The sequence below is a fragment of the Asticcacaulis sp. genome, from assembly GCF_047605585.1.
In the GTDB taxonomy this organism is placed as follows: Bacteria; Pseudomonadota; Alphaproteobacteria; order Caulobacterales; family Caulobacteraceae; genus Asticcacaulis.
In genome coordinates this window covers 34,909-55,466 of record NZ_JASGFK010000013.1, presented here as the reverse complement: position 1 = coordinate 55,466, position 20,558 = coordinate 34,909, and the positions used below count along the sequence as shown (strand labels likewise).

Genomic DNA, 20,558 nt, shown 5'->3' with positions numbered 1-20,558 from the left:
TCTAATCACTTGAAATCCCGGCTCTTGTGCTCGATCCGCGCCTGCCTGGCGACGCGCGGATCCTCCCCCGGCCCACCATTCCGGAATTCATCCCCAGGCTGATGGGGCGGCTTTAGCGGATCGTCACGCCCCCCGACGCTGGCCAGCATGTGCGACAGATCGACGGCTGATCGCGCGATTAGGTGGACCACCTCCCCTTCCCGCTGGATATAGCCAGTGATCAGCACCAGGCTGGCGCCGAAGACCCCCTGCTTGTACTGCTCGCCGACCTTTTCCCAGACGACCACATTGGCATCGCCGGTTTCGTCCTCGATAGTCATGAAGATCACGCCCTTGGCCGAACCAGGCCGTTGACGGACATTGACCATGCCGGCGACCGACACATAGCGTTTGTCTTTTGAGTTCATGGCCTCCTTGCAGGTAATCCAACCGCGGTCCTTCAGATCGCCTCGAAGGAAATGAACCGGATGAACGGTCCGGCTGAAGCCTACGCTGTTATAATCGGCCACGACCTGGGCGCCGTTCGTCATCCGCCTGAATTCGATCGGCGTCTCGCTGGCTTCTGAGACACTGCGACCTTCATCACCGATAAGGAGATCGAGCAAAGGCAGGACATCGTCGCCCAGGGACCGGATGGCATGCAGGGCGTCCGGCCGTGTCAGATTGAAGGCCTCATTGAAAACGTCGGCCCGGGCCAGCTTACGCAGGGTCGGCACGGGTGTCTTCGCTCGACGCCACAGATCGGGAATGGATTTGTAGGGCGTCTCGCCGCGCATGAGGATCAGCTCGGCGACGTCATTGCTGCGTATGCCGCTGACCAGCCGAAAGCCCAGCCGCACCGCAAACCGGCCCGGCCGATCGGTCGGCTCCAGGGTACAGTCCCATCGACTGTGGTTGACGCAGAACCAGCGCACCTCGACGCCGTGCCTCTTGGCGTCGGTGATCAACTGGGCCGGCGCGTAAAAGCCCATGGGCTGACTGTTGAGGATTGAGGCCAGGAAAACATCCGGATGATGGCATTTCATCCAGGAACTGGCTTCGGCGATGATGGCGAAGCTGAAGGCATGTGACTCCGGGAAACCGTAGGAGCCGAAGCCCTCAAGCTGTTTTACCAACCCCGCGGCAAACTCTTCGGTGTAGCCGTTCTTCAACATGCCATCGATGATGGCCTGGCTGACTTCTCCCAGGCCGCCCGTCTTCTTGAAGGTCGCCTGGGCCCGACGCACCTGATCGGCCTGGCCGGGCGAGAAGCCGGCGCAAACCGAGACCACCTTCATCGCCTGCTCCTGAAACAGCGGCACCCCCTGTGTCTTCCCCAAAATATTGGCCAGTTCTGGCGTTGGGAAGGTCACTGGCTCCAGTCCCTTCAAACGGCGCAGATAGGGATGAACCATATCGCCCTGGATCGGCCCGGGGCGCACAATAGCCACCTGGATGACGAGGTCGTAAAATGTCCGGGGCTGGGTCTGCGGTAACATCGACATCTGCGCCCGGCTCTCGATCTGGAAGGTGCCGGTGGTGTCGGCCCTGCGGATCATGGCATAGGTCTTGGGGTCTTCGGGCGGAATGCAGGACAGATCCATGGAGATGCCCTTGGTCTCCGCCAGCATATCGAAGGCCCGCTTCATGCAGGACATCATCCCCAGGGCCAGACAGTCCACTTTCATAAATTTCAGGACGTCGATGTCATCCTTATCCCACTCGATGACCTGACGGTCTTTCATGCGCGCCGGCTCGATCGGCACCATCTCGTCAAGGCGGTCATGGGTGAGGACGAATCCGCCCGGATGCTGGGAGAGTTGGCGGGGCACATCGAGCAGCAGAAGATGGATCTCGAACGCCAGCTTGATATTGCGATCATGAATATTCAGGCCCAGCTCGGTGGCCAATTCCGGTGGACAGCCTTCTGAGTGCCAGTAGCGGATATTCTTGGCCAAGACTTTGATGGTGTCTTCCGGGAAACCCAGGACTTTCAGGGCATCGCGCATGGCGCCACGGGTGCGGAAGCGGGAGACGACAGACGTCAGGGCCGAATGGTTGCGGCCATAGGTATTGAACACCCACTGCATGACGATTTCCCGGCGCTGGTGCTCGAAGTCGACGTCAATATCAGGAGGCTCTCTTCGTTCCAGACTGATAAAACGCTCGAACAGCAGGTCATTGCGGTCCGGATCGACACTGGTGATCCCCAGACAGAAACAGACGCAGGAATTGGCGGCGGAGCCCCGCCCCTGGCAGAGGATGTCCTGAGAGCGGGCAAATTGGACGATCGCATGCACCGTCAGGAAGTAAGGTGCGTATTCCAGCTGTTCGATCAGATCGAGTTCATGCTTCAGCAGGTCGATAACCTTTTGCGGCACGCCTTCCGGATACCGCCATTTGGCGCCGGCCCAACTGTAGCGCTTCAGGGCCTCGATGGCGGACATACCCGGCAAGCGCTTCTCTTCCGGATACTGATATTCCAGCTCGGACAGCGAGAATCGGCACTTGTCAGCAATCTCCTGCGTCCGGCGCATGGCTTCGCGATAGTCTGGGAACAGCCGGTGCATTTCCTCCGGCGATTTGAGGAAGCGATCGGCATAGAGCGTCCGCAAGTCGCCCATGGTGTGAATGGTGCAACGATGGCGAATGCAGGTGATGACGTCGTGCAGGAAAGCCCGCTCGTGGGTGGCATAGAGCACATCGTTGGTCACGACCGTCGGCACACGATACTTGACGGCCATATTGGACAAAGCATGCAGGCGCATATGGTCGTTCTGCCGGTGGCGCAGGGACAGGGCGACATAGGCATGCTCACCGAACAGCGCCTTGACCTTGCGCAGGCGGACTGCGCACAAAGCATCGGCTTCATTGGGAATGAAGATGGCCAGCAGACCTTCATGGAAATCCTCAACATCGCTCCAGTCGATATCGCACTTGCCCTTCCCGGCCCGTGTCTTGCCCAGTGACAATAACCGACAGAGGTTGGCGTATCCGCCGCGGTGCTGGGGGTAGACCAAGAGCGACATGCCATCGCGCAGATCGAGGCGGCAGCCGATGATCAGACGAACGCCGGTCTCTTGTGCCGCAACATGGGCGCGCACCACGCCCGCCAAGGTATTGCGATCAGCAATCGCCAGGGCCTCCATGCCCAGATCTTTCGCGCGGCGGAACAAATCATCCGGCGACGAGACGGCCTGGAGAAAGGAGAAGTAGGAGGCGCATTGCAACTCGACATAATCAAATGGCCGGGACACAACCGCCCCCGCTTAAACGCTTCAAGTTGTTCTGGCAGCTTATGTGCGCTCTGGTCGTCAAAACCCTTAAAAACAAGGACCTTAACCATGGCTTCCTCATCGCCAATTTACCGCAGGGCCGTTTTATTCGCATCCGCGAAAGGAGCCCCCAGATGGTCGCGAACGATGTGATTGATTTCCTCATGGAGGAGCTGGTACGACCAGCCACCTGTCCCCTAAAGATCCGCAAGGCGGTCAAACAATTGGTAGGTATCCATGCCAGAACGAGTATCGGCAGGCGCATGCTGACCGAGCGGCTGATTGACGCCCTCTTTGATTTGTATGAGCGGGGAATGTCGGACGCCATCGAACTCGGCATGGCGCTCAAGGCCAAACTCAACCGGTATATCCATTCCCGTTTCATGCCGCTTCGCCATCCCGGCATTGTTCTGCCGTTGCGCGGACGCTCATTCAAATTTTCCGTGTAAGTACCATTTCAAAGACCCGGTATCGGCGTGCTGGCCGTCACCGGTGCGGAAAACCCAAAAGCGTTCGCCGCTATCGGCTTCCAGGATGAAGTAATCCCGGACCTTGCCCTTCTCCCGCTCGGTCACCCACCACTCCCCATGGATGCGCTCCGGCCCATCGGCACAGGCGATGCCATAACGCTGGCCGCGCCAGGTAAAGGCCTTGGGCGGATAATCCGGCATAACCGTCATGGCCATGATCTCTTCTGGCTTTCGGTACAGACGTGGCGGCCGCCTATGGTTGACATTGCGACGCGAGCCTATGGCGGTTGAGGTCGGCGGCACTCGTCTGACCGCCCGTTCCGGGATATCGGTGGCGACCGAAATCGCCCGATAAAGGGTCTCCTCGCCATAGCGATTGCCCATGATGTCCCATAGCTCCTCGACATCGGGCCGCGCCGGCGTCTCGAATGACGCCAGGGACTGCTTCATCGCCAGGGGCTCGGTCAGCGCGGCGACGATCGTCATCTTGTCGATGCCGAAGCCCGGATCGACGGTCTCGATCTTGTCGACTAGCAACCGTGATAGCCTTCGGGTCTCTCGCACTGGCTTGGCCATGGCTACGAAGATGGTCTCGACGCGGTTGTCGTTGCGGGTAAAATGCAGATCGAGCCGCCGCGCGCCCAGACCAGCTTCCTCTAGCCGCAGGCACATGCGGTCGGTTAGACGCCGGGTATATTTCTCGATCGTCTCCGGCGCTCCAATCGGTTCCGCGAACACGCGTTCGATCCGGATCAGTTCAGGTGCGTTCACAGGTTCGATCGGCTCCGCCACCCGGCCGAAGGCCTGATCGATACGCCGGAACAGCCCGGTGCCAAAACTGCGGGTCAGCGGCGGCCGCGGCTTGGGGCCAGTTCGCCTATGGTGTCCGGTCCCAGGAGATGGAGATCGGGCAGCATCTCCGGCGGTAATCGCAGAGCCTCAATCGGCAACCGGCGCAAGGCCTCGCCGGTCTTGCCGGGCTCAATGTGAACCGTCTCTCGACCACTAAAGCGCGACAAGGCATGGGCCGCCCCCCAGGTATCGGCCAAAGCCGCAACACTCGTAATCCCCAGATCCGCCAGCCGCCGGCGGACATCCGCGATCAGGGCCGCCTCTCCTCCAAAGAGATGGGCGGCGCCCTGGATATCGAGTATGAGCCCGTCAGGGGGATCGACCGCAACGATGGGGGAATAGAGCCGTAAGGCCCAGATCGCCAGCTTTTCCAGGGCCAGGGCGTCAGCCTCGGGATCGGCATCGAGTATGACCAATTCGGAGAATAGCGCCTCTGCCTTGGCCACCGGCATACCGATATGAACGCCCATTTTGAGGGCCAGGTCATCGGCTGCCGTCACCACGCGCCTACGGCCATCAGACCCTTTCAGAACCAGAGGAACGTCACGAGACGGCGCGGCCGAACCCATGGCCCGCCGCCTCCGGTCCGTCGGCCAAAAGGGCAGGTATATCGATAAGACCCTTGGCATTACTCGCCTCTACTTCAAAATCCGCTGTCCGTCCGCCCCGGCAGCGCATCAATTCCAGTTGCCATCTCGCCCGTCCCACGCCGCGCACCGGTAGTCGCTCCGAAGGCAGTTCGGTCACCCGCCAGCGCGTGAATGCCGCTGTCTGCATTCCGAAATCACGGGCATCGACCGGCTTTCGCCATCGGCGCAAGGCAATAGCCATGGTCCCGGTCGCCTCGGCGGCCAGTTGCAGCCGCTGGGACGCCACCTGCTTGAAGCTGGACAGCTCGCCGACCACGGCCGTCGGGCCGCCGTGCTTCAGGGCATCCTCAAAGCCTTTGAGGAGATCGGCCTCGTCCCTTGCCTGGAAATAGACCACCTGATCTTCGCCAAGGCCCGCTCGCGCCAGGGCCGGCTCGAACAAATCACGCTGGCAGAAACACCACAGCACCTTGCCCCCCGTACGTGCGGCGATGCTCGCGGCAAACGCAACCGCCGCCGCCCCATCTACTGCGCCAGCGGCCCCGCCAGCGACTTCATGGAGAGCGCCCAAGGCGAGCCCTCCCCCTGGTAACAGGCCATCGATTGCGGGGACATGGAATGGCAGAACCGTTCGGCTTCGGGCCTGAACGCGTTCAATGCCTTCGATTTGCTGGCGGAGGTCTGCAAGGCTGGCCGTTCTGGCGGAAGACATGATATTCCAGGTCCTTTCTGCGTTTTTTAGAAAATATGTTCCCTTTTTGTTCTTCTGAACTTTAAGAGTCAATATGCGGATCGAGGCTGATGGCCAGGATTCGTCACTGGTTACCGAAGGCCGCTCGCGATTCCGCAATGACGACAGTCACTTAAACGGTGAACCGGAGACCTCAAAAAATTTGCAACGGGATCTCACTGCTTAGGAAAGTGGGCAGCAACATTGACATAGCCCACTCACATATTTCGTTGCGATTGCCATCGGCTCCAACCTGCCTCGCGCCTTCCCACCCATTCTGAACCACTAGGCGCGCGCACCTATGCCCCGATTGGCGGCTGACATATCAGGATAGCGCCTCCATACTATTGTCCAAAAATCAAAATCAAACCCCATAACGTTCAATATCCGCAATCAATATTGCCTTGCTGCTCATATTGATTGTATTCCCGCTTAAAAGCGCAGACAGTTTCGCCTGATCGGAGAGGCGAGATGGCGCAATTCATTTCCCATACACTTGAACTACTGGCGAGCGGAGACCTCTCAACGCATGATGCCTGTTATAGCCTGTCGGTATATCTCGTTTCGGTGCACCCGGCTGAGGGTTTTGCCGCTCCACCTGAGGCCGATATTCAGCACGTCGTAAATAGTCTCGTACACGCCGTGGCGGACGGCACCCTTGATGCAGACGCCGCCGGCAGGCGACTGATCAATCTGAAGGGCCGGCTGACCGCTGGCATCCCCAGCGGCGAACCCCTTTTCGGCTGATGATTTAAGACGGGGATGCTTTCAGCATGTCGAGTGTTCGTGAATCCGGTCCTTCCGCCAATTCATCCAGCGCTTGATGGAAAATACGGAACGGTTTCAAACTGGCGACCGCAAACAGCGTCATTGAAGAGCGGAATTTCAGGTCATCGGGGGTGCCGAACAGATTGGCTAGGGACGCCGACCGCGACGTCAATACGAGTTTCGTGCATTCGCTCAGCCGGAATGACAACACCGGATGTTCCAGGTACGCGGACGCTTCCGGGAAACCGGATATACCATAAAAAATAGCCGTCTCGCTTCGTCCTAGGCCGCGAAGTTGGGGAAAAACGAACCACATCCAGTGCGTTCGCTTTTTGCCGGATCGAAGCTCATCGAGTGTCGCCGCATAGGTTGGCGCCTGAGCCGTTACAAATCGTTCCAGATCGTAGGGATCGTCGGTCCGTCTCATCGTCTCTGCACCGCCAACGACGCGCCGCCTTCGCAGCCTCTTAAATGAGGAAAGCCGGCACGCGAATGGCGCCGGCATTTCTCCACCTATAGCCAATCAATGGTGTGTATGACTGGAGGACTTATGTGACCGCGTTCCCTTTTTCGGGATATGCGCCTCGTGCATGGCAATGGCAACGGCCTGCTTGTGGCTGGTCACCTTCTTGCCGCTTCCGCTCTTCAGATCGCCAGTCTTGGCTTCGTGCATCACCTTATGCACCTTCTCTTTTTGCGCTTTCGTTTCCTTGGGCATTTCTATCTCCATGACACCCCAGCCGACCGAATAGACCATCTTCAGTATAAGTCCGCGATTTCGAACGCCTGCGTGGATGTGATCAATCCGTAAGGACATATCTTTTTCAGTGCTCCCAAGATCCTGACGATTTGTGATTGGAACGTGTAGTGAAGCTCATTCTGTAGCCTGCTAAGCCTTAGGTGCCGTCAGGCTGCAACAGGGGTCAGACGAGAAAGCCCTGACAGGACGCGTCACTCACGCATCGGGTCAGGGCTTTTCCATGCGGCATAATTCGATGTCGGCGTTTAAGCGAGCCGCATTGACAACTCGATGTCGTCTGCGAACGGAACGGACACATAAGCCCCGGTCGAGCGGACACGCTCAACATAGTCGAGGCAATAGTCGGTATTGTCGGCGACAATCAGCGCCCTCGGTTTCAACCGGCTTTCCAGTAGGTCCAGGACATCGACATAGAGCGATTTGGCGCCATCCAGCAGAACGAGGCCGATCGTCTCAGGCAGATCGCGGCTCAGGGTTTGGAGCGCGTCGCCTTCTCGAATCTCAATCAGGTCCGTCAGGCCGCCGGCAACAATGTGCTCTCGGGCGCGCTTCACCTTTGAAGGTTCGAACTCACTGGTAATCAGACGGCCACCGCCATTATCCCTCAGCGCCGCCGCCAAGTGGAGCGTCGAAATGCCGAAGGAGGTGCCAACTCTACGATCGACGTCGCCCGGCTCGAACGTGCCAGCATGTAGAGCAACGTTCCTGCCTCCCGAGAGACGGGCAACCATAGGTCCTTCAGGCTTCCATACAGACCGAGATATTCGGTGTTGCTGCGCATGAGACGTTCCCGCTCCTCCCAGGAGATTTCTTTCAGGGCCGGACTCGTCGCGGCCGCGGCTAGCTCGTCGGTGAGCGGCGTTTCGGTCAATTTGCCAAGATATTCGCGGATTTCGTCGTGCTCCTCGTTGGCGTGCTCGACCTTTTCTTAGACCGCTTTGCTTCGGGTCGCATCATCGATGGCCTTGTAGAAGGTCTTCTCCTCAGTGTCGGCATGAAGAGAGAGTTCCATCTTGATCGTCTCGAACAGGGTCTGACGCTCGCTCAGGTCTTTGGTGACGATGACCTGTTCCATGAGGTCGGCAACCTTGTCGTGATCTTTTTTCAAATACTTGTAGATGTCCATAATAGGGGCCTCGTGCTTTCAGCAGTTGATACTTTCAGCAGCTTATCCAAGACCGCGTAAAATTGATATTTTCGCTATCCCGCACAACCACACTGACTCGATAAGTCACAGTATGTTATTGCTTTTTATTCGCAACACCGACTATGATTAACGACTGTTCCGCCCCAGGTCGCGGGACAGTTGCTGCTCATCGTGGCGGGAAGGTCCTTTGACCTGATCCCGGCTGTTTGGATACCGCGCCTGCGCCGGGTATTCCACCTCCCGTTGCCGCGATGTTTTTCATGATCAACCTGCCATTTATGGTTTTGCGGTCGCCCGAAATGGTTGGAGCTTCATGTCAGAAGTGTGACATCTAACCCCGAAGAAATATCTATTCGGGACGACGCGATGATAATCCGATTTGTCGAGCCACCGCATCAAGCGTCGGGTGCGTCAAAGAGTTACCTGCTTTTGACGCCTGCCCTCTCGATACAAGGTCAGATAACACTTTCGCACTTCGCAAAGCTAAGTTGTTAAAGCCATCGGACCAGTTTGCAACGCAACACGCCCGCGAATAAATTTCACACCAAAGTCGTAAATCTAACATAATTCATTCTGAGGACCCGCCCATTGCCCTAGCATTCGCAAAGACATTTCCACACGGTGCCGTACCTTAATCAAGTGTGAACATATCACGACAGTGACGGATCGGTCGAAGCACTATTCCGTCGAGGCACATGCAAGAGGTCGACAAACCGGCCAAGGGGATAATGCGATGAAGCGAGATATCAAAATTCGCCGGGGTGTATCCGCCCTGGCCTTCGTATCGGTAATAGGCGCCGCCGGCCTTGCAGGTGCCGTTCATGCCCAATCCGAAACACCCGCCGATTCCACCGAGGTTATTGTTACGGCGCAAAAGAAGAGCGAAAAGCTCCTGTCCGTACCGGTCCCCGTCACAGCGGTAAAATCAGATACTTTGGTTCAACAGAACCTGCTGAGCGTCAAGGACTACTTCAGCAAGATTCCCGGAATGCAATATGGGGCAAACGACCTGTCCTCTATCTCGCTGCGCGGCATCACGACCGGTGGCGGCACGAACCCGACGATCGCCGTGCTGATCGACGACGTCCCTTTCGGCTCCTCTAGCTATCTCGGCCAGGCGCCTTTGCCAGACCTCGACCCCAGCTCGCTCGATCGCTTGGAAGTGCTTCGCGGTCCGCAAGGCACGCTCTATGGCGCCTCTAGTCTCGGCGGCATTCTAAAGTTCGTTACCAAGGACCCGACAACCAACTTCTTCTCCGGACGTCTTGAGGCCGGCTATGTGACCGTCAAGGACGGCCGCTCGGGCTCCCAGTTGCGAGGGGCGCTCAATGTGCCTCTCATCGAAGGCAAACTGGCTCTCAGCGTAAACGGCTTCCTTCGTGATGACCCTGCCTGGATCGACAACATCAATACCGCGGCCGCTGGCGAAGACGTCAACAAGTCGCACAAGTCTGGCGGCCGTATTGCCCTGACCTATAAGCCGATCGACCGCTTCTCCATGACCCTGGCCGCCTTGGATCAAGATACGAGCACGCTCAACAGCTCGTCAATCCGCGTTTGTGAAACCTGCCAGTCTGATCCGAGCGCCCCAACGACCTTCGATTCCGTCTATGGCGACACCACCATCAATCTGTCGGCGCAAAGCGCTACGACCCGCTTCCAGCTCTATTCCGCTCGCGAGACACTCGATCTCGGCTGGGGCGAACTCACCTCCATCAGCGCCTGGGGGCACAGCCAAGGCAAGGCGTATCAAGACGTCAGCAGCGTTTTCTACTTCCTGCCTCTGATCTATGGCACGTCGGGCGGTTCTGTTATCATTGACAATGAAAATGCCACCAAGAAGTTCTCGCAGGAACTGCGTCTGTCCGGCAGCGCTGGCAAGTTTGACTGGCTGGTCGGTGGCTTCTACACCAAGGAGGACACCGTCCTTCACCAAGTTCTGAACGTCTATGACGGCGACGGTGCTTTCTTTATTGAAGCCTATAACGGTGCCACGCCCTCGGAGTTCCAGGAAAGCGCCATTTTCGGGAACCTGACCTATCATGCGACCGACAAGTTCACCATTCAGGCCGGCGTCCGGACCAGTCGCAACAAGCAGAACTATTATGGCGACACCTATGTCGAAGACACCGCATCGATGGTTTTTGGTCCAAGCTCGGTGTCCGATAAACTGTACTCAGATGAAAGCGCCACGACCTGGCAGATCACCCCAAGTTACAAGTTCTCGAATAATCTGATGGGTTATGCCCGTTTCGCGACCGGCTATCGTCCGGGCGGCCCAAACACCGTCCTGCCCGGTATCCCGGCGACCTTCGAGTCCGATACCGTCATGAATTCGGAAATCGGCCTGAAAGGCTATGTCCTTGACCGCAAGATGACCATTGACCTGTCGCTCTTCCAGATCGATTGGGACAATATTCAGTTGCCCGATACCGATACGGTCACGCAGTTCCAGTTCTTCACCAACGGTGGCTCCGCACGTAGCCGTGGTTTTGAGGGCGCCGTCCACTGGGTGCCTATCGAAAATCTCAGCCTCGACGCCAACCTGACTCTGACGGACGCCGTGCTTACCGAGGACCTGACCGCGACCTCCGGTGTCACGGCCCTGGAAGGTAAGGACGGCGATCGCCTCCCCTTCACTTCGAAGGTTACCAGCAACCTGTCCGCTCAGAAGGTCTTCGTATTTGCCAACGGCATTAAGGCCTTCGTTGGTGGTACCGTGACCTATGTCGGCGACCGTATGTCGGAATTCCACTCCTACGATCCTGACGATGCCTCAACCTCACCGCGTCCGCGCTTCAAGCTACCAGGCTATACGACGGTCGACCTACGAGGTGGCGTCAGCCTCGACAAGGGCATTCAGATCAACGCCTATGTTAAGAACCTCACCAATGACCACGGCGTAATCTATGCCACCAATCGTAACGGGACATCGTCCCCGACGGCGAACTTCCTGCAGCCAACCACGATCGGAGTTTCAGTGGCGAAATCGTTCTAACATCTAATGCGATCAACCTTTCGGGGCATCTACATTTGTGTAGATGCCCCTTCTCTACCTCGGCCCTGAAATGAAAAAGGCCCGCATGAGCGGGCCTTTTTCATTTCGTATATCATAGTTTGCAATCGGCTGGCGCAACGCTGGCTTTTCGAATCCATTTGAATGTCTCCACCGCCTGCGCCTGCCGTGGAATATAATCTATCGCGACCGTCGCTTCCCCCCGCTTCACCTTGACTGTCAGATGATGATCTTCGGCATGTTGAGCGTAATAAGTGTCACTTGTCTCGACAATCGTGTCACCTTCCCTTAACCCTGCAATCTCCGCGGCCGATCCCGGCGTCAGGTGGCTGATGACCTTGGTGGTCAGCGAGGTTGTATCAAAACCCAGATCATAGGGGTGGACGTAGGCCAGCGCCTGATCGAAGCAGGTGCCCAAGGCACCTGGTAGCGCCCGATCCAGCTTGCCAGTCGTCATCTCCTGGAAATCGGCCCTCGCCGTTTCGTCACCGATAATCGCCCCGACGTGCGCCAGCCATTCCGGCACACCAATAGTTTTCTCAGCCCGTTGGGAATTCAAGATCCAGAGGACCGTGTCGTCCAGACTCTGCTTTCCATTGGTTGCCGTGCGTATGCGCACGTCGGTGTTGATCAGGTACAAAAGACCGCGGCCATACGGAATGGTCTGCGCCCGCGTATCATTCCAGAAAGCTTCCGCCGCATCAGCATTGTTGAGGGTATGGAGCGGATTGCCGAAATAGTCTGCCATGCGTTTGCTCATTTGCTCGGCAAACTGATCCGCAGTCAATTGCCCCGCACGCCAAGATAGCAGCAGAGAATAGAACTCGGCCGTGCCTTCCGAATACCAGGCGGTATCGCCATGGTCACCGTCCATGGCCGGCCAGTTATGCGTCATCTCATGGGCGATCAGGAGTTGCTGCTGCAGCGGCTCCAGGGCGTCCAGACTGCTGTATCCGAACATGAAGGATTTCGGCAAAGCCGTTCCGCCCGTGCCATGGAAAGGGTTCTCGCGCACAAAAATGCGATAATCCAAACCAGGATCCTGGAAGAAGGCCGTCTCGTAGTCGTAGAGTGTTCCGATCTTCTGAGCCAGCACGTTTAAATCGAATGGCGGGTTCGTGGTCCAGTACATGGTGAACTTGCCCGAAGGCGGCGAGTAACTCTTCACCTTCCCCGCATAATAGAAGGTAAAGTTGACGGGCTCGACTGGCGCGACCAACTTGACCTCTCCCTCGCCAAAACTGTGCACGCCTTTCGATCCGGGCGGCATCTGACTCAGATCCCACTTAATATCGATCGCATAGGGCGTCTTCGTATCGGGCAAGGCCAAGAAGGTCATACCAGCGCCGTTTACCCCGTCCGGCTGCCCCCTCAGATCGAAGAGCGGACCATTGCGCGAACCGGAGTTCACTTCGTGCACCTTGGCCCGATAGCTTAAGGTCACGTCTCCCTTCGTGTCTCGGGTTGGGCGAAAATCGCGATAAGTGCCGATCGAGGTCGGTGCCTGGTCGAATTGGGTTACAGCCAGAGCGCCGCTGTCGTCCACCGCATGCAGGCTCTGGCTGTCCAGCGGCACACCCGGGCGGGAAACGATCGTGAGTGGAATGTGGACGAGCGTTTCGCCGGCCTTAACATTCGGAGTGCCGATATGGATCTTGACCTCGACATAGTCGACCGACCCCTCGATGCCGTGCGGCCTGAGCGTAATATCGAGGGGCGGCGGCGCTGATTGCGCGACTGCGCTGCCCGCCGCCATCATCAAGACGGCGCCTGCCAACGCCATTGCCCGCTTCTTCATATCCGCCACTCCTTGTGTCTCAAAACAGACTATTCAGTCTTTGTGGAAAATTCTTTCCGAAATGGTGCGCATGCCACAGATTTTATGCTTTGAAGCGCTTCGATCTAAACCCAAGCGGCAAATCTATGCCTTCAAAATGAGATACAGTTGTTACGTCTCTGACGCATGCATCTGATAGTGTCTGACCACAGGACCACTCATGACCCGCAATACTCCCGAGTTCGCTCAATCCCTGACCATCCAATTGAACCGCGCCGCCCATGTCGTCACTGCGCGGATCGCAACCGTTTTGAAGGAGCGCTACCGCTTGCGGTTAACGGAATGGGGGATCTTGAGCCAACTGAGTGAACATGGTGCCCTGTCCCAAACCGACCTCGTGCGTCTTACCGGCTACGACAAGGTCAGTATCTCTCGCGCCGCTATCGGTATTGTCAAACGCCGACTGGCGAAACGCTGGATCTGTGGTGAAGATGGTCGCGTCCATTTCCTCGTCCTTACCTCTGAAGGTGAAGCCATGGCTGTTGAAACCGGACAGACCGTTGCCGACATCGAAGCAGGCCTCCTCTCCACCATCGCATTGGACAGGGCAGCAGACTTCCGGGCGATCCTGACCGAAGTGAAAGACCTCGCCAAACCCTCCACCGAGGAGCACATGCTGCAGCCTCGCACTATTCTCCTGCGCGTAGTCGCCTGACCGCATTACGGCCGCATTGCCAATATTGCCTGACAGTCGGCGTTTGCTGGGGCCAGGCGCCATAGGTATCCCTTCGTCAACGGGCCTTCCGGTTTGAAGTGAATGTCCAGGATCTGACCGCCCCGATCGATATGCAGATTGATCGGTTGCTCCGGATGCGATTGGGCCGGGTCGAGGATCACCGGGGCAATCACCTTGTCACCCTCTCGCACCCCGGCCTTGGCCGCAGGCGACTGTGGATTCAGATCGGTAATAACACGCGGCGACTGCGTAAGGCTTTTTTGCGCGAACCCCAGCTCGAACACCGGCATCTGTTCTTCATAGCGCTCAAAACAAGGGCCAAACGCGTCCGATGCCGGCAATTGCCACGCACCGTCTAACATGGCCTGATATTCAGTGAGGGCCTCGGGTCCCAACTCGTTTGTGATCAGATCAAGCCAATCCTTCAGTTCCACTGATTGGCCATCCAGCTTGCGCTTCAAGAACGCTTTCACCAGATCGTCCAACGACCGCTTGCCGCCCGACTTGGCGCGTATCTCTCCGTTGAGGACCGCGAAATAGAGCGCGCCGCGATCATAGGGTTGCACGCGTCCACGCGCGTCCGTCCAGAAATCGGCGATGGCGGTCTTCATCGGCACGGTACTGCTCAGGTTCGAGTAATAGCGCCTTGTCGTGTCATTGAGGTCGAGAATGAACTCTTCCGGCGTAAACAACCCCGTGTCGAACGGCGCCTGGCGCTGATAGTAGACCGCTATGCCTTCGCTGAACCAGGCCGTGTCGTCACTCTTCAAACCATCGTCGGCATTCATCAGGCCATTGAGATAGACGTGGACACTCTCGTGAGCGATCAGACTGTCGACCTCCCACATCGGCGTATCCGGAGACATGGTGGCGATAAGGCCCTCGGGCCCGGCAGTCCCGCTCATATTGTGATAATTGTTCGATCGTAGCAGCAAGGTAAAAGGCGGCTCAGATGGAAAACCAAAAAAGGCTGCCATGCGGCCATAGGCTTTTTCTGACCATTCCAGCAACGGCTTTTGCGGGATGTTGTTGATCGCAAGCGAGGCTGAGCGGAACGCGCCGGCCGTGGACAGGTCGGCGGGCACCGTCACCAGAGACCCGGCCATGAAATAGGTCTGACGCAAGCGGAATAAAGGGGCCGTTTGTTTTGACGGATCGCGATCGTACGAATCGATGGCCCGTGCGCCAGGCGCCATTTGGCTGAGGTCCCAGAGCAGATGAACGACATAGGGCTTCTCAGTGTCCGGCAGTAGGAGAAAGGTGGCGCCGTTGCCACTGACGCTCTGTCCTTCGGCGCGCAGTTCCCAGTTGGGCCCGGACGCCTTTTCATCCGACACCGCCACATCATAGACGACAGTCAGATCGCCCGATATAGGCCGGTCCGTTGTATAGAGGGTAGAAGTCCCGAGCTGCCCCTCCCCTTCGGTAGCTTTGAGAACAATCGGTCCATTTGCGTCCCTGCCTTCAACGCGGGTTATCCGGTCGGAGATGCGCAGGAGGGTAGCGATCTTGTGCGGGATTGATACGGTCAGGGTGGCGCCGTCCGTGCCGCCGAAGTGTTCGGAAACCTTGAGCCCTGTGACCGCGCCTCCCGACACTTGGGGCGTGAGTATGATGTCAAGGCCGATCGGTTCACCAGCATGGACGGCACTGGCCGTCGTGACAAGGGCGGTGAAGGTGGCCAGGAAGTAAGGTAAGCTGCGCACGATACGATCCTTAATTGTGACAGGCAGTGTCTGGGATCGCCTTGCGACGAATCCATTGATAGCCGGTGACCGATCCGATGTCGGTCTTGAAGCTGGTCGCCTTACGTTCGAAACACGGCCCCCACGCTCCAGAGGCCGGATCGATCGTCTGACTGCCGTCGACATTGATCGCCCTGAACTCGGAGACAGCCTGTGGCCCCAACTCATCCCGCAACCTGTCTTCCCACCAGGCCTGGTCGACCTTGCGCCCCTTCTCGCGTTCGACAAACATAGGCGCCAGGAAACTGTCGAGTGTATGCTTGCCGTGGGGGTGCTTGCGTATCTTTACATCCAGATCGGCGAAATAGAGTTGACCACGCATATAGGGCGTATGACGGATTTGCTCGCTGCCAAAGCCAACCTCGGCGATCTTGTCGGCCGACCAGTTCCTGGCCGGGCTGGTGTAATAGTCCTTGGCCTGCTGGTTGAGGAGGTTGCCGTAGTCCGTGACACTCATCAGGCCGCCGCGCATCGGCAGGACCGTCGTGTAGTACACGTTAAGCCCTTCATTGAACCAGTTGCTGTTAATGCCCCCTTCCATCTGGCCGACCCACTGGTGGCCCATCTCGTGAAAAAGCGTGACCCGCGTGTCGAGGACATCGCGCGGTTTGCCGGCGGCCATCGAAAACATGAAGGAGTTACCAAGCGCCGTACCGCCGCCATAAGGCGGCGTATCAAGAGCGCGCAAAAAAACGCGGTAGTCCGGCGCCGGGTCTAGATATTTGTAGGATTGGCTCAATAAAGCATACCCCCGCGCCGCCCAATCCATCTCCGCCTTTGCATCAAAAGGGGGCGTGCCTAGCCAGTAGGCCTTGAAGTGACTGTTGTCCTTCAGTTCGAGATGCTGGGCCGGACCAGCCATCAGCCAGCCTTCCGTCACCGCGTCCGGTGCGCCTGCCACATTGAAGGCGCCTTCGCCAAAGGTCGTCACACCAATCGATCCGGCAGGCAAGGCGCTCAGGTCCCATTCCACTCGGGTTTTGGTGGTGCCGGCATTTTCGGGCAGGAGCAGAAAGCCACCGCCAGAACCACTAACCCCACCGCCGGAGGGACGAATGCCAAAGGCCGGCCCGTTGGGGCTGCCTACCGGCTGCACTAGTGCCTTGTAGGTAACTGTCACCGGCCACTTTACGGCGCGACGTGCGCGCCAATGACGATAATAGGGCATGCCACCTGGTGCTGCCTTATCCTCATCAATGATCAGGTCGACCCCGCCGTCGACGTCAGAAACCTTTAGGTCCGTTATGCGATCCGCAACGCCAGTGACGGCGGCGTAGACGACCGGCGCGCTGAAGCTGAGCCGCTCACCCGCTTCCAACTTCGCCCCGTCGATTGTTTCAGACACGGCAATTGCGGCCACCTCACCGTTTTCGGCCAACGGCTTCCATGTCATGGACAGGCGGGGCTCGGTCAAGGTCTGAGCAATTAATGCCCCCGCGCCAAAATTGATAATACTGAAGGCCGCGACTCCAAAGGTCCAGACGCGTTTCCTGTTCATCAATGGTTCTTTGCCTCTACTGATCTATCAAACACGAGCGCAGACGCCGCCCGGAGTGACAACGGCCTCTGCGCTCGCCTATGCGCGGGTCGAAAGATTCAGCGCCCGTCGACAATACTGCCCTTCACGTGCAGATTCTTTTCGAAAGGCAGCGGCAAACGCCCGTCCAGTGCATAATTTATGCGGATTTGCCGAGCACGGCCAAGGCATGCTCTATGTCGGCGTAGTCGTTGAATACCGATACCGAAAAGCGGAAACGATTGGCCGACAGGCTGATCTTGACCTTGCCGGCCGTCAGCTTGTCATCCAGCCCCCGGGCATTGGGATAAATGCAGGCCACCATGGGCGAGCGACTATCAGCGGGCGTCATGACCTTGTATCCCAGTTTCGGCAATTCGGTCTTGAGCTGGGTCGTCAAGGTCTGCGCATGTGCCTGGATGCGCGACGGTCCGTTGGCGAGTAGATAACCCAGCGAATAGTCCAGTTGCGCCAGTAAAGATTCCGAGCTCGTGCCCACGGCAAACAAACCTTTGGCCGAGTTCTCGAAGCCGTACTCCGCCGGTTGGTTGCCCGGTGCATCCAGAGGATAGAGATGGGGCGTGAACGCATTTAGCGCGTAATAGCCAACAAACGGGCGCTTGATCAGATGCTGGACACCCTTGCGAGCATAAACGAAACCAAGACCGAAATCACCCATCAACCACTTGTAGCTGGCGCAGGCGGCGAAATCGACCCCACTTGCCTTTACGTCAACTGGAATACAACCCGCAGCATGCACAATATCGGCATAGACCAGAGCGCCCTGAGCATGGGCCAGGTCGCACACAGCCTTGAGATCATGTTCGAAGCCATTGATGGTCGATACCAGCGAAAGCGCCACCAATTTGGTGCCAGGCGTAATGACCTTTTTCATATCGTCCAGGTCGATCCGGCCATCGCGGTCCTTGACCCAGATCACCTCGCAGCCCTGTTTCTGCAATTCCTCGTATAGCGGGATTGATCCGAAGAAATGCAGACTGTCGGTCACGATCCGTGCTTTTGACTCGCCCAAGCCCAACCCTTTGACGATCATGTTCTCGCCCATGGTGGTCGACTGAACGAAAGTCACCTCATCGATATCGGCATTGATCAGCTTCGCAAACTTCTGCAAGACACGGGCATCATCCACCTGTACCTCTTCATAACCTGGGATTAAGCCGCGATGCGAGGAATAGGCGTCCAAAGCATTCTGCGCGCCCGTGCTGAAGGGATGATAGGTACCGCTATTTAGATAGGTAACGGCCATGGGGGCAAACCCCGCCTTGTCGGGAAAGGAAACCGCCGCCGACGGACCTGCATAGGGATCACCAGTCAACTTGGGCGCGTCTGCGGACGCGTTCTGTGCCGCCAGTGCACTACTGCCGCCGCTCACCGACAAGGCGCCCGCCGTTTGCAGCCAGGATCTGCGTGTGATGGTCATCTCGGTCTCCTCAAGCCCCTACTCTGTGCCAGAATAGCGGGACTTTCGGAATAATCTTGCCTTTCGCGCCCTATTTGACCGGTTTTTCGCAAGGCCCATGCGAGGAAGCCGCTTACCCAGCATTATTTATGCGCAGGAGCGGTGGATTTTGAAGAATAAATATTTCAGATTTTCGGAGTTCAGCGCATATTTTATGCAAATTGAGCTAAATCTCAGCCGCAATAACGAGGAACTCGCCGACAGGAGTGATAAGCTGGCATTTGTGGAATTGTTCTCTAAGGCTGGATCATGCGACTGAAACCCTACCGCGCCTTTCTGCTATCAACCGCTGTGAGCCTCGCCCTTCTCACTGGGCACGCGTCTGCACACACCGGGCCGGTTCAGTCGCCCGTCGCTACCCATCACACTCTGAAACTCGGTGCCAAGTCCCTGCCCTATAGGGCCATCTTTAGCGAGACCGTGCTCAGGGACGAAAAGGGAGAGCCAGTCGCGACATTGTCTGCCACGGCCTATGTGCGCGAAGACATTAAGGATATAGCCACACGCCCTGTCACGTTCTTCTTCAATGGCGGCCCAGGCGCTTCTTCCTCGCCGCTACACCTGTCGGCCTTTGGCCCCCGCATTCGCACCGAGGGCAAGGACGTCCGGATCGTCGATAATCCGAACACCCTGCTCGACGCCACTGATCTGGTCTTTATCGATCCTGTCGGCACAGGCCTGAGCCGGACCTTCAAGCCGGATGAGCTCAACCAGTTCCTAGGCGTCAACCACGATGCCGCCGCCGTGCTTCACGTCATCACGGACTGGCTCCAGACGAATGGACGAGAAGGCGCACCCGTTTTTATTGTCGGCGAAAGCTATGGCGGGGCCCGTCTTGCCACGATCGCCGGGCAGATCGTCGACAATCAGACTCCGATAAACCTAAAAGGCCTGATGCTGATTTCGCCAGCGCTCGATTTCTCGACCAGTGGAGATCTCACTCAAGTGCTACAACTGCCTACCCTTGCGGCCGGCGCCTGGTATCATCAAAAAGTCGATCGCCAGGGCCTGACCTTACCTGCTTTCATGGCCGCCGCTCAATCCTTCGCCACACAAAGCTATGCCCCCGCCCTAATCCAGGGCCCGAATCTCGCCCCCCCCGACTTGGCTAAGGTTGCGGCGGGCTTGTCGCGCTTCACCGGCATCCCGGCCAAGGCCCTGGAAGCCGCCAAGCTGCGTATCGACAGTGAAGATTTTCTTGCCAACCTCAATGCCGACAAGAACCTGAATACCGGACGGCTGGACATGCGCGTCACGGCGGTCAAGGCGCCGCCCCTCAATACCGATAGACCGGCGGCGGCAAACGATCCTTCACTTGGCCTTGGAAAGAGCAATGTCATTACATCTCCAGTCATCACGGCCTATCTGCGAGACGAACTAAAGGTACCGGTGTCGACCGACTACGTCGCTCTCTCTCTAGATCTGAACTTCAAATGGAACTGGTCCGACGTGCGTCCGGACCAAAAATTTGCCCTGAACACAACCCCAGACCTGTCCCGCCTGATGAAGGCCCGCAGCGATGTCCGGCTGCTCGTCGTGGGCGGGGACTTTGATCTGGCCACGCCGGTTTGGGCGGCACGTTACGCGATCGAACATGGCGATATCCCGCTTGACCGCGTTCGTTTCGAGGCTTGGCCGACCGGACATTCCGTGTTCAATCCGAGTGACGACCTTGCCACGAAGGTCGCCGAAATACGCGCCTTCCTTCATTAAGTCC

At 57.7% G+C, this 20,558-nt stretch carries 17 protein-coding genes; 5 read left to right on the top strand and 12 right to left on the bottom strand.

All coding sequences use genetic code 11. From position 1 onward, the window contains the following. Positions 1 to 5: 5 nt before the first annotated feature. A complete protein-coding gene (locus tag QM647_RS18765) occupies positions 6 to 3,236 on the bottom strand; it encodes an error-prone DNA polymerase (protein ID WP_414997089.1) in 3,231 nt (1,076 codons plus the stop codon). On the opposite strand from QM647_RS18765, the gene QM647_RS18760 reads away from it, so the two are divergent. Continuing rightward, a complete protein-coding gene (locus QM647_RS18760) occupies positions 3,224 to 3,703 on the top strand; it encodes a hypothetical protein (RefSeq protein ID WP_414997088.1) in 480 nt (159 codons plus the stop codon). The two genes, QM647_RS18765 and QM647_RS18760, sit on opposite strands and share 13 nt — an antisense overlap. Here QM647_RS18760 and QM647_RS18755 read toward each other — a convergent pair. From QM647_RS18755 to QM647_RS18745, 3 genes are all read right to left on the bottom strand, one after another. Next, positions 3,683 to 4,495, bottom strand: a complete 813-nt coding sequence (locus QM647_RS18755; protein WP_414997087.1) for a DUF6504 family protein — start codon at positions 4,493 to 4,495, stop codon at positions 3,683 to 3,685. The two genes, QM647_RS18760 and QM647_RS18755, sit on opposite strands and share 21 nt — an antisense overlap. 74 nt (positions 4,496 to 4,569) lie before the next feature. Further along, positions 4,570 to 5,145, bottom strand: coding sequence for a Y-family DNA polymerase (locus QM647_RS18750; protein WP_414997086.1), 576 nt, complete (start codon positions 5,143 to 5,145; stop codon positions 4,570 to 4,572). Next, entirely contained in the window at positions 5,120 to 5,737 is a 618-nt protein-coding gene (locus tag QM647_RS18745; RefSeq protein ID WP_414997085.1) for an ImuA family protein, read from the bottom strand. The genes QM647_RS18750 and QM647_RS18745 overlap by 26 nt, the downstream gene beginning before the upstream one ends. Before the next feature lie 630 nt (positions 5,738 to 6,367). Between QM647_RS18745 and QM647_RS18740 the strand changes: the two genes are divergently transcribed. Further along, on the top strand, positions 6,368 to 6,643 hold the full coding sequence (locus QM647_RS18740) for a hypothetical protein (protein ID WP_414997084.1): 276 nt from the start codon (positions 6,368 to 6,370) through the stop codon (positions 6,641 to 6,643). A 4-nt stretch (positions 6,644 to 6,647) separates the two neighbouring features. Here the strand turns inward: QM647_RS18740 and QM647_RS18735 are convergent, their stop codons facing one another. From QM647_RS18735 to QM647_RS18720, 4 genes are all read right to left on the bottom strand, one after another. Beyond that, on the bottom strand, positions 6,648 to 7,091 hold the full coding sequence (locus tag QM647_RS18735; protein WP_414997083.1) for a DUF1810 domain-containing protein: 444 nt from the start codon (positions 7,089 to 7,091) through the stop codon (positions 6,648 to 6,650). A gap of 96 nt (positions 7,092 to 7,187) precedes the next feature. Next, positions 7,188 to 7,481: a DUF6496 domain-containing protein gene (locus QM647_RS18730; protein ID WP_414997082.1), complete on the bottom strand. Its 294-nt coding sequence runs from the start codon at positions 7,479 to 7,481 to the stop codon at positions 7,188 to 7,190. 188 nt (positions 7,482 to 7,669) lie between these two features. After that, positions 7,670 to 8,155, bottom strand: a complete 486-nt coding sequence (locus QM647_RS18725; protein WP_414997081.1) for an O-methyltransferase — start codon at positions 8,153 to 8,155, stop codon at positions 7,670 to 7,672. A 197-nt stretch (positions 8,156 to 8,352) separates the two neighbouring features. Continuing rightward, on the bottom strand, positions 8,353 to 8,550 hold the full coding sequence (locus QM647_RS18720; RefSeq protein ID WP_414997080.1) for a hemerythrin domain-containing protein: 198 nt from the start codon (positions 8,548 to 8,550) through the stop codon (positions 8,353 to 8,355). A 754-nt stretch (positions 8,551 to 9,304) separates the two neighbouring features. Here QM647_RS18720 and QM647_RS18715 point away from each other — a divergent pair. After that, positions 9,305 to 11,569 carry a TonB-dependent receptor gene (locus QM647_RS18715; RefSeq protein ID WP_414997079.1) on the top strand — a complete coding sequence of 755 codons (2,265 nt, stop codon included), beginning with the start codon at positions 9,305 to 9,307 and terminating at the stop codon, positions 11,567 to 11,569. A gap of 112 nt (positions 11,570 to 11,681) precedes the next feature. Here the strand turns inward: QM647_RS18715 and QM647_RS18710 are convergent, their stop codons facing one another. After that, a complete protein-coding gene (locus QM647_RS18710; protein WP_414997078.1) occupies positions 11,682 to 13,385 on the bottom strand; it encodes a hypothetical protein in 1,704 nt (567 codons plus the stop codon). Between the two features lie 199 nt (positions 13,386 to 13,584). On the opposite strand from QM647_RS18710, the gene QM647_RS18705 reads away from it, so the two are divergent. After that, the gene (locus QM647_RS18705; RefSeq protein WP_414997077.1) at positions 13,585 to 14,079 is read left to right on the top strand and encodes a MarR family winged helix-turn-helix transcriptional regulator; all 495 of its coding nucleotides are present in this window, start codon (positions 13,585 to 13,587) and stop codon (positions 14,077 to 14,079) included. A 5-nt stretch (positions 14,080 to 14,084) separates the two neighbouring features. Here QM647_RS18705 and QM647_RS18700 read toward each other — a convergent pair whose 3' ends face one another. The 3 genes from QM647_RS18700 to QM647_RS18690 form a co-directional block, all read right to left on the bottom strand. Further along, entirely contained in the window at positions 14,085 to 15,806 is a 1,722-nt protein-coding gene (locus QM647_RS18700; protein ID WP_414997076.1) for a hypothetical protein, read from the bottom strand. Positions 15,807 to 15,816: 10 nt separating this feature from the next. After that, positions 15,817 to 17,343, bottom strand: a complete 1,527-nt coding sequence (locus QM647_RS18695) for a hypothetical protein (RefSeq protein WP_414997075.1) — start codon at positions 17,341 to 17,343, stop codon at positions 15,817 to 15,819. Positions 17,344 to 17,521: 178 nt separating this feature from the next. Then, positions 17,522 to 18,802 (bottom strand): aminotransferase class V-fold PLP-dependent enzyme, encoded by a 1,281-nt coding sequence (locus QM647_RS18690; protein ID WP_414997074.1) that lies wholly within the window; start codon positions 18,800 to 18,802, stop codon positions 17,522 to 17,524. A 288-nt stretch (positions 18,803 to 19,090) separates the two neighbouring features. Here QM647_RS18690 and QM647_RS18685 point away from each other — a divergent pair, with 288 nt between their 5' ends. After that, a complete protein-coding gene (locus tag QM647_RS18685) occupies positions 19,091 to 20,554 on the top strand; it encodes a S10 family peptidase (RefSeq protein WP_414997073.1) in 1,464 nt (487 codons plus the stop codon). The last annotated feature ends 4 nt before the right edge of the window (positions 20,555 to 20,558 follow it).

Bases quoted from the DNA above. Each gene is read 5' to 3' on its own strand.
- QM647_RS18760 (WP_414997088.1), top strand. From the start codon at position 3,224: ATGGCCGGGACACAACCGCCCCCGCTTAAACGCTTCAAGTTGTTCTGG.
- QM647_RS18750 (WP_414997086.1), bottom strand. From the start codon at position 5,145: ATGGGTTCGGCCGCGCCGTCTCGTGACGTTCCTCTGGTTCTGAAAGGG.
- QM647_RS18740 (WP_414997084.1), top strand. From the start codon at position 6,368: ATGGCGCAATTCATTTCCCATACACTTGAACTACTGGCGAGCGGAGAC.
- QM647_RS18735 (WP_414997083.1), bottom strand. From the start codon at position 7,091: ATGAGACGGACCGACGATCCCTACGATCTGGAACGATTTGTAACGGCT.
- QM647_RS18730 (WP_414997082.1), bottom strand. From the start codon at position 7,481: ATGTCCTTACGGATTGATCACATCCACGCAGGCGTTCGAAATCGCGGA.
- QM647_RS18725 (WP_414997081.1), bottom strand. From the start codon at position 8,155: ATGGTTGCCCGTCTCTCGGGAGGCAGGAACGTTGCTCTACATGCTGGC.
- QM647_RS18720 (WP_414997080.1), bottom strand. From the start codon at position 8,550: ATGGACATCTACAAGTATTTGAAAAAAGATCACGACAAGGTTGCCGAC.
- QM647_RS18715 (WP_414997079.1), top strand. From the start codon at position 9,305: ATGAAGCGAGATATCAAAATTCGCCGGGGTGTATCCGCCCTGGCCTTC.
- QM647_RS18710 (WP_414997078.1), bottom strand. From the start codon at position 13,385: ATGAAGAAGCGGGCAATGGCGTTGGCAGGCGCCGTCTTGATGATGGCG.
- QM647_RS18705 (WP_414997077.1), top strand. From the start codon at position 13,585: ATGACCCGCAATACTCCCGAGTTCGCTCAATCCCTGACCATCCAATTG.
- QM647_RS18695 (WP_414997075.1), bottom strand. From the start codon at position 17,343: ATGAACAGGAAACGCGTCTGGACCTTTGGAGTCGCGGCCTTCAGTATT.
- QM647_RS18690 (WP_414997074.1), bottom strand. From the start codon at position 18,802: ATGACCATCACACGCAGATCCTGGCTGCAAACGGCGGGCGCCTTGTCG.
- QM647_RS18685 (WP_414997073.1), top strand. From the start codon at position 19,091: ATGCGACTGAAACCCTACCGCGCCTTTCTGCTATCAACCGCTGTGAGC.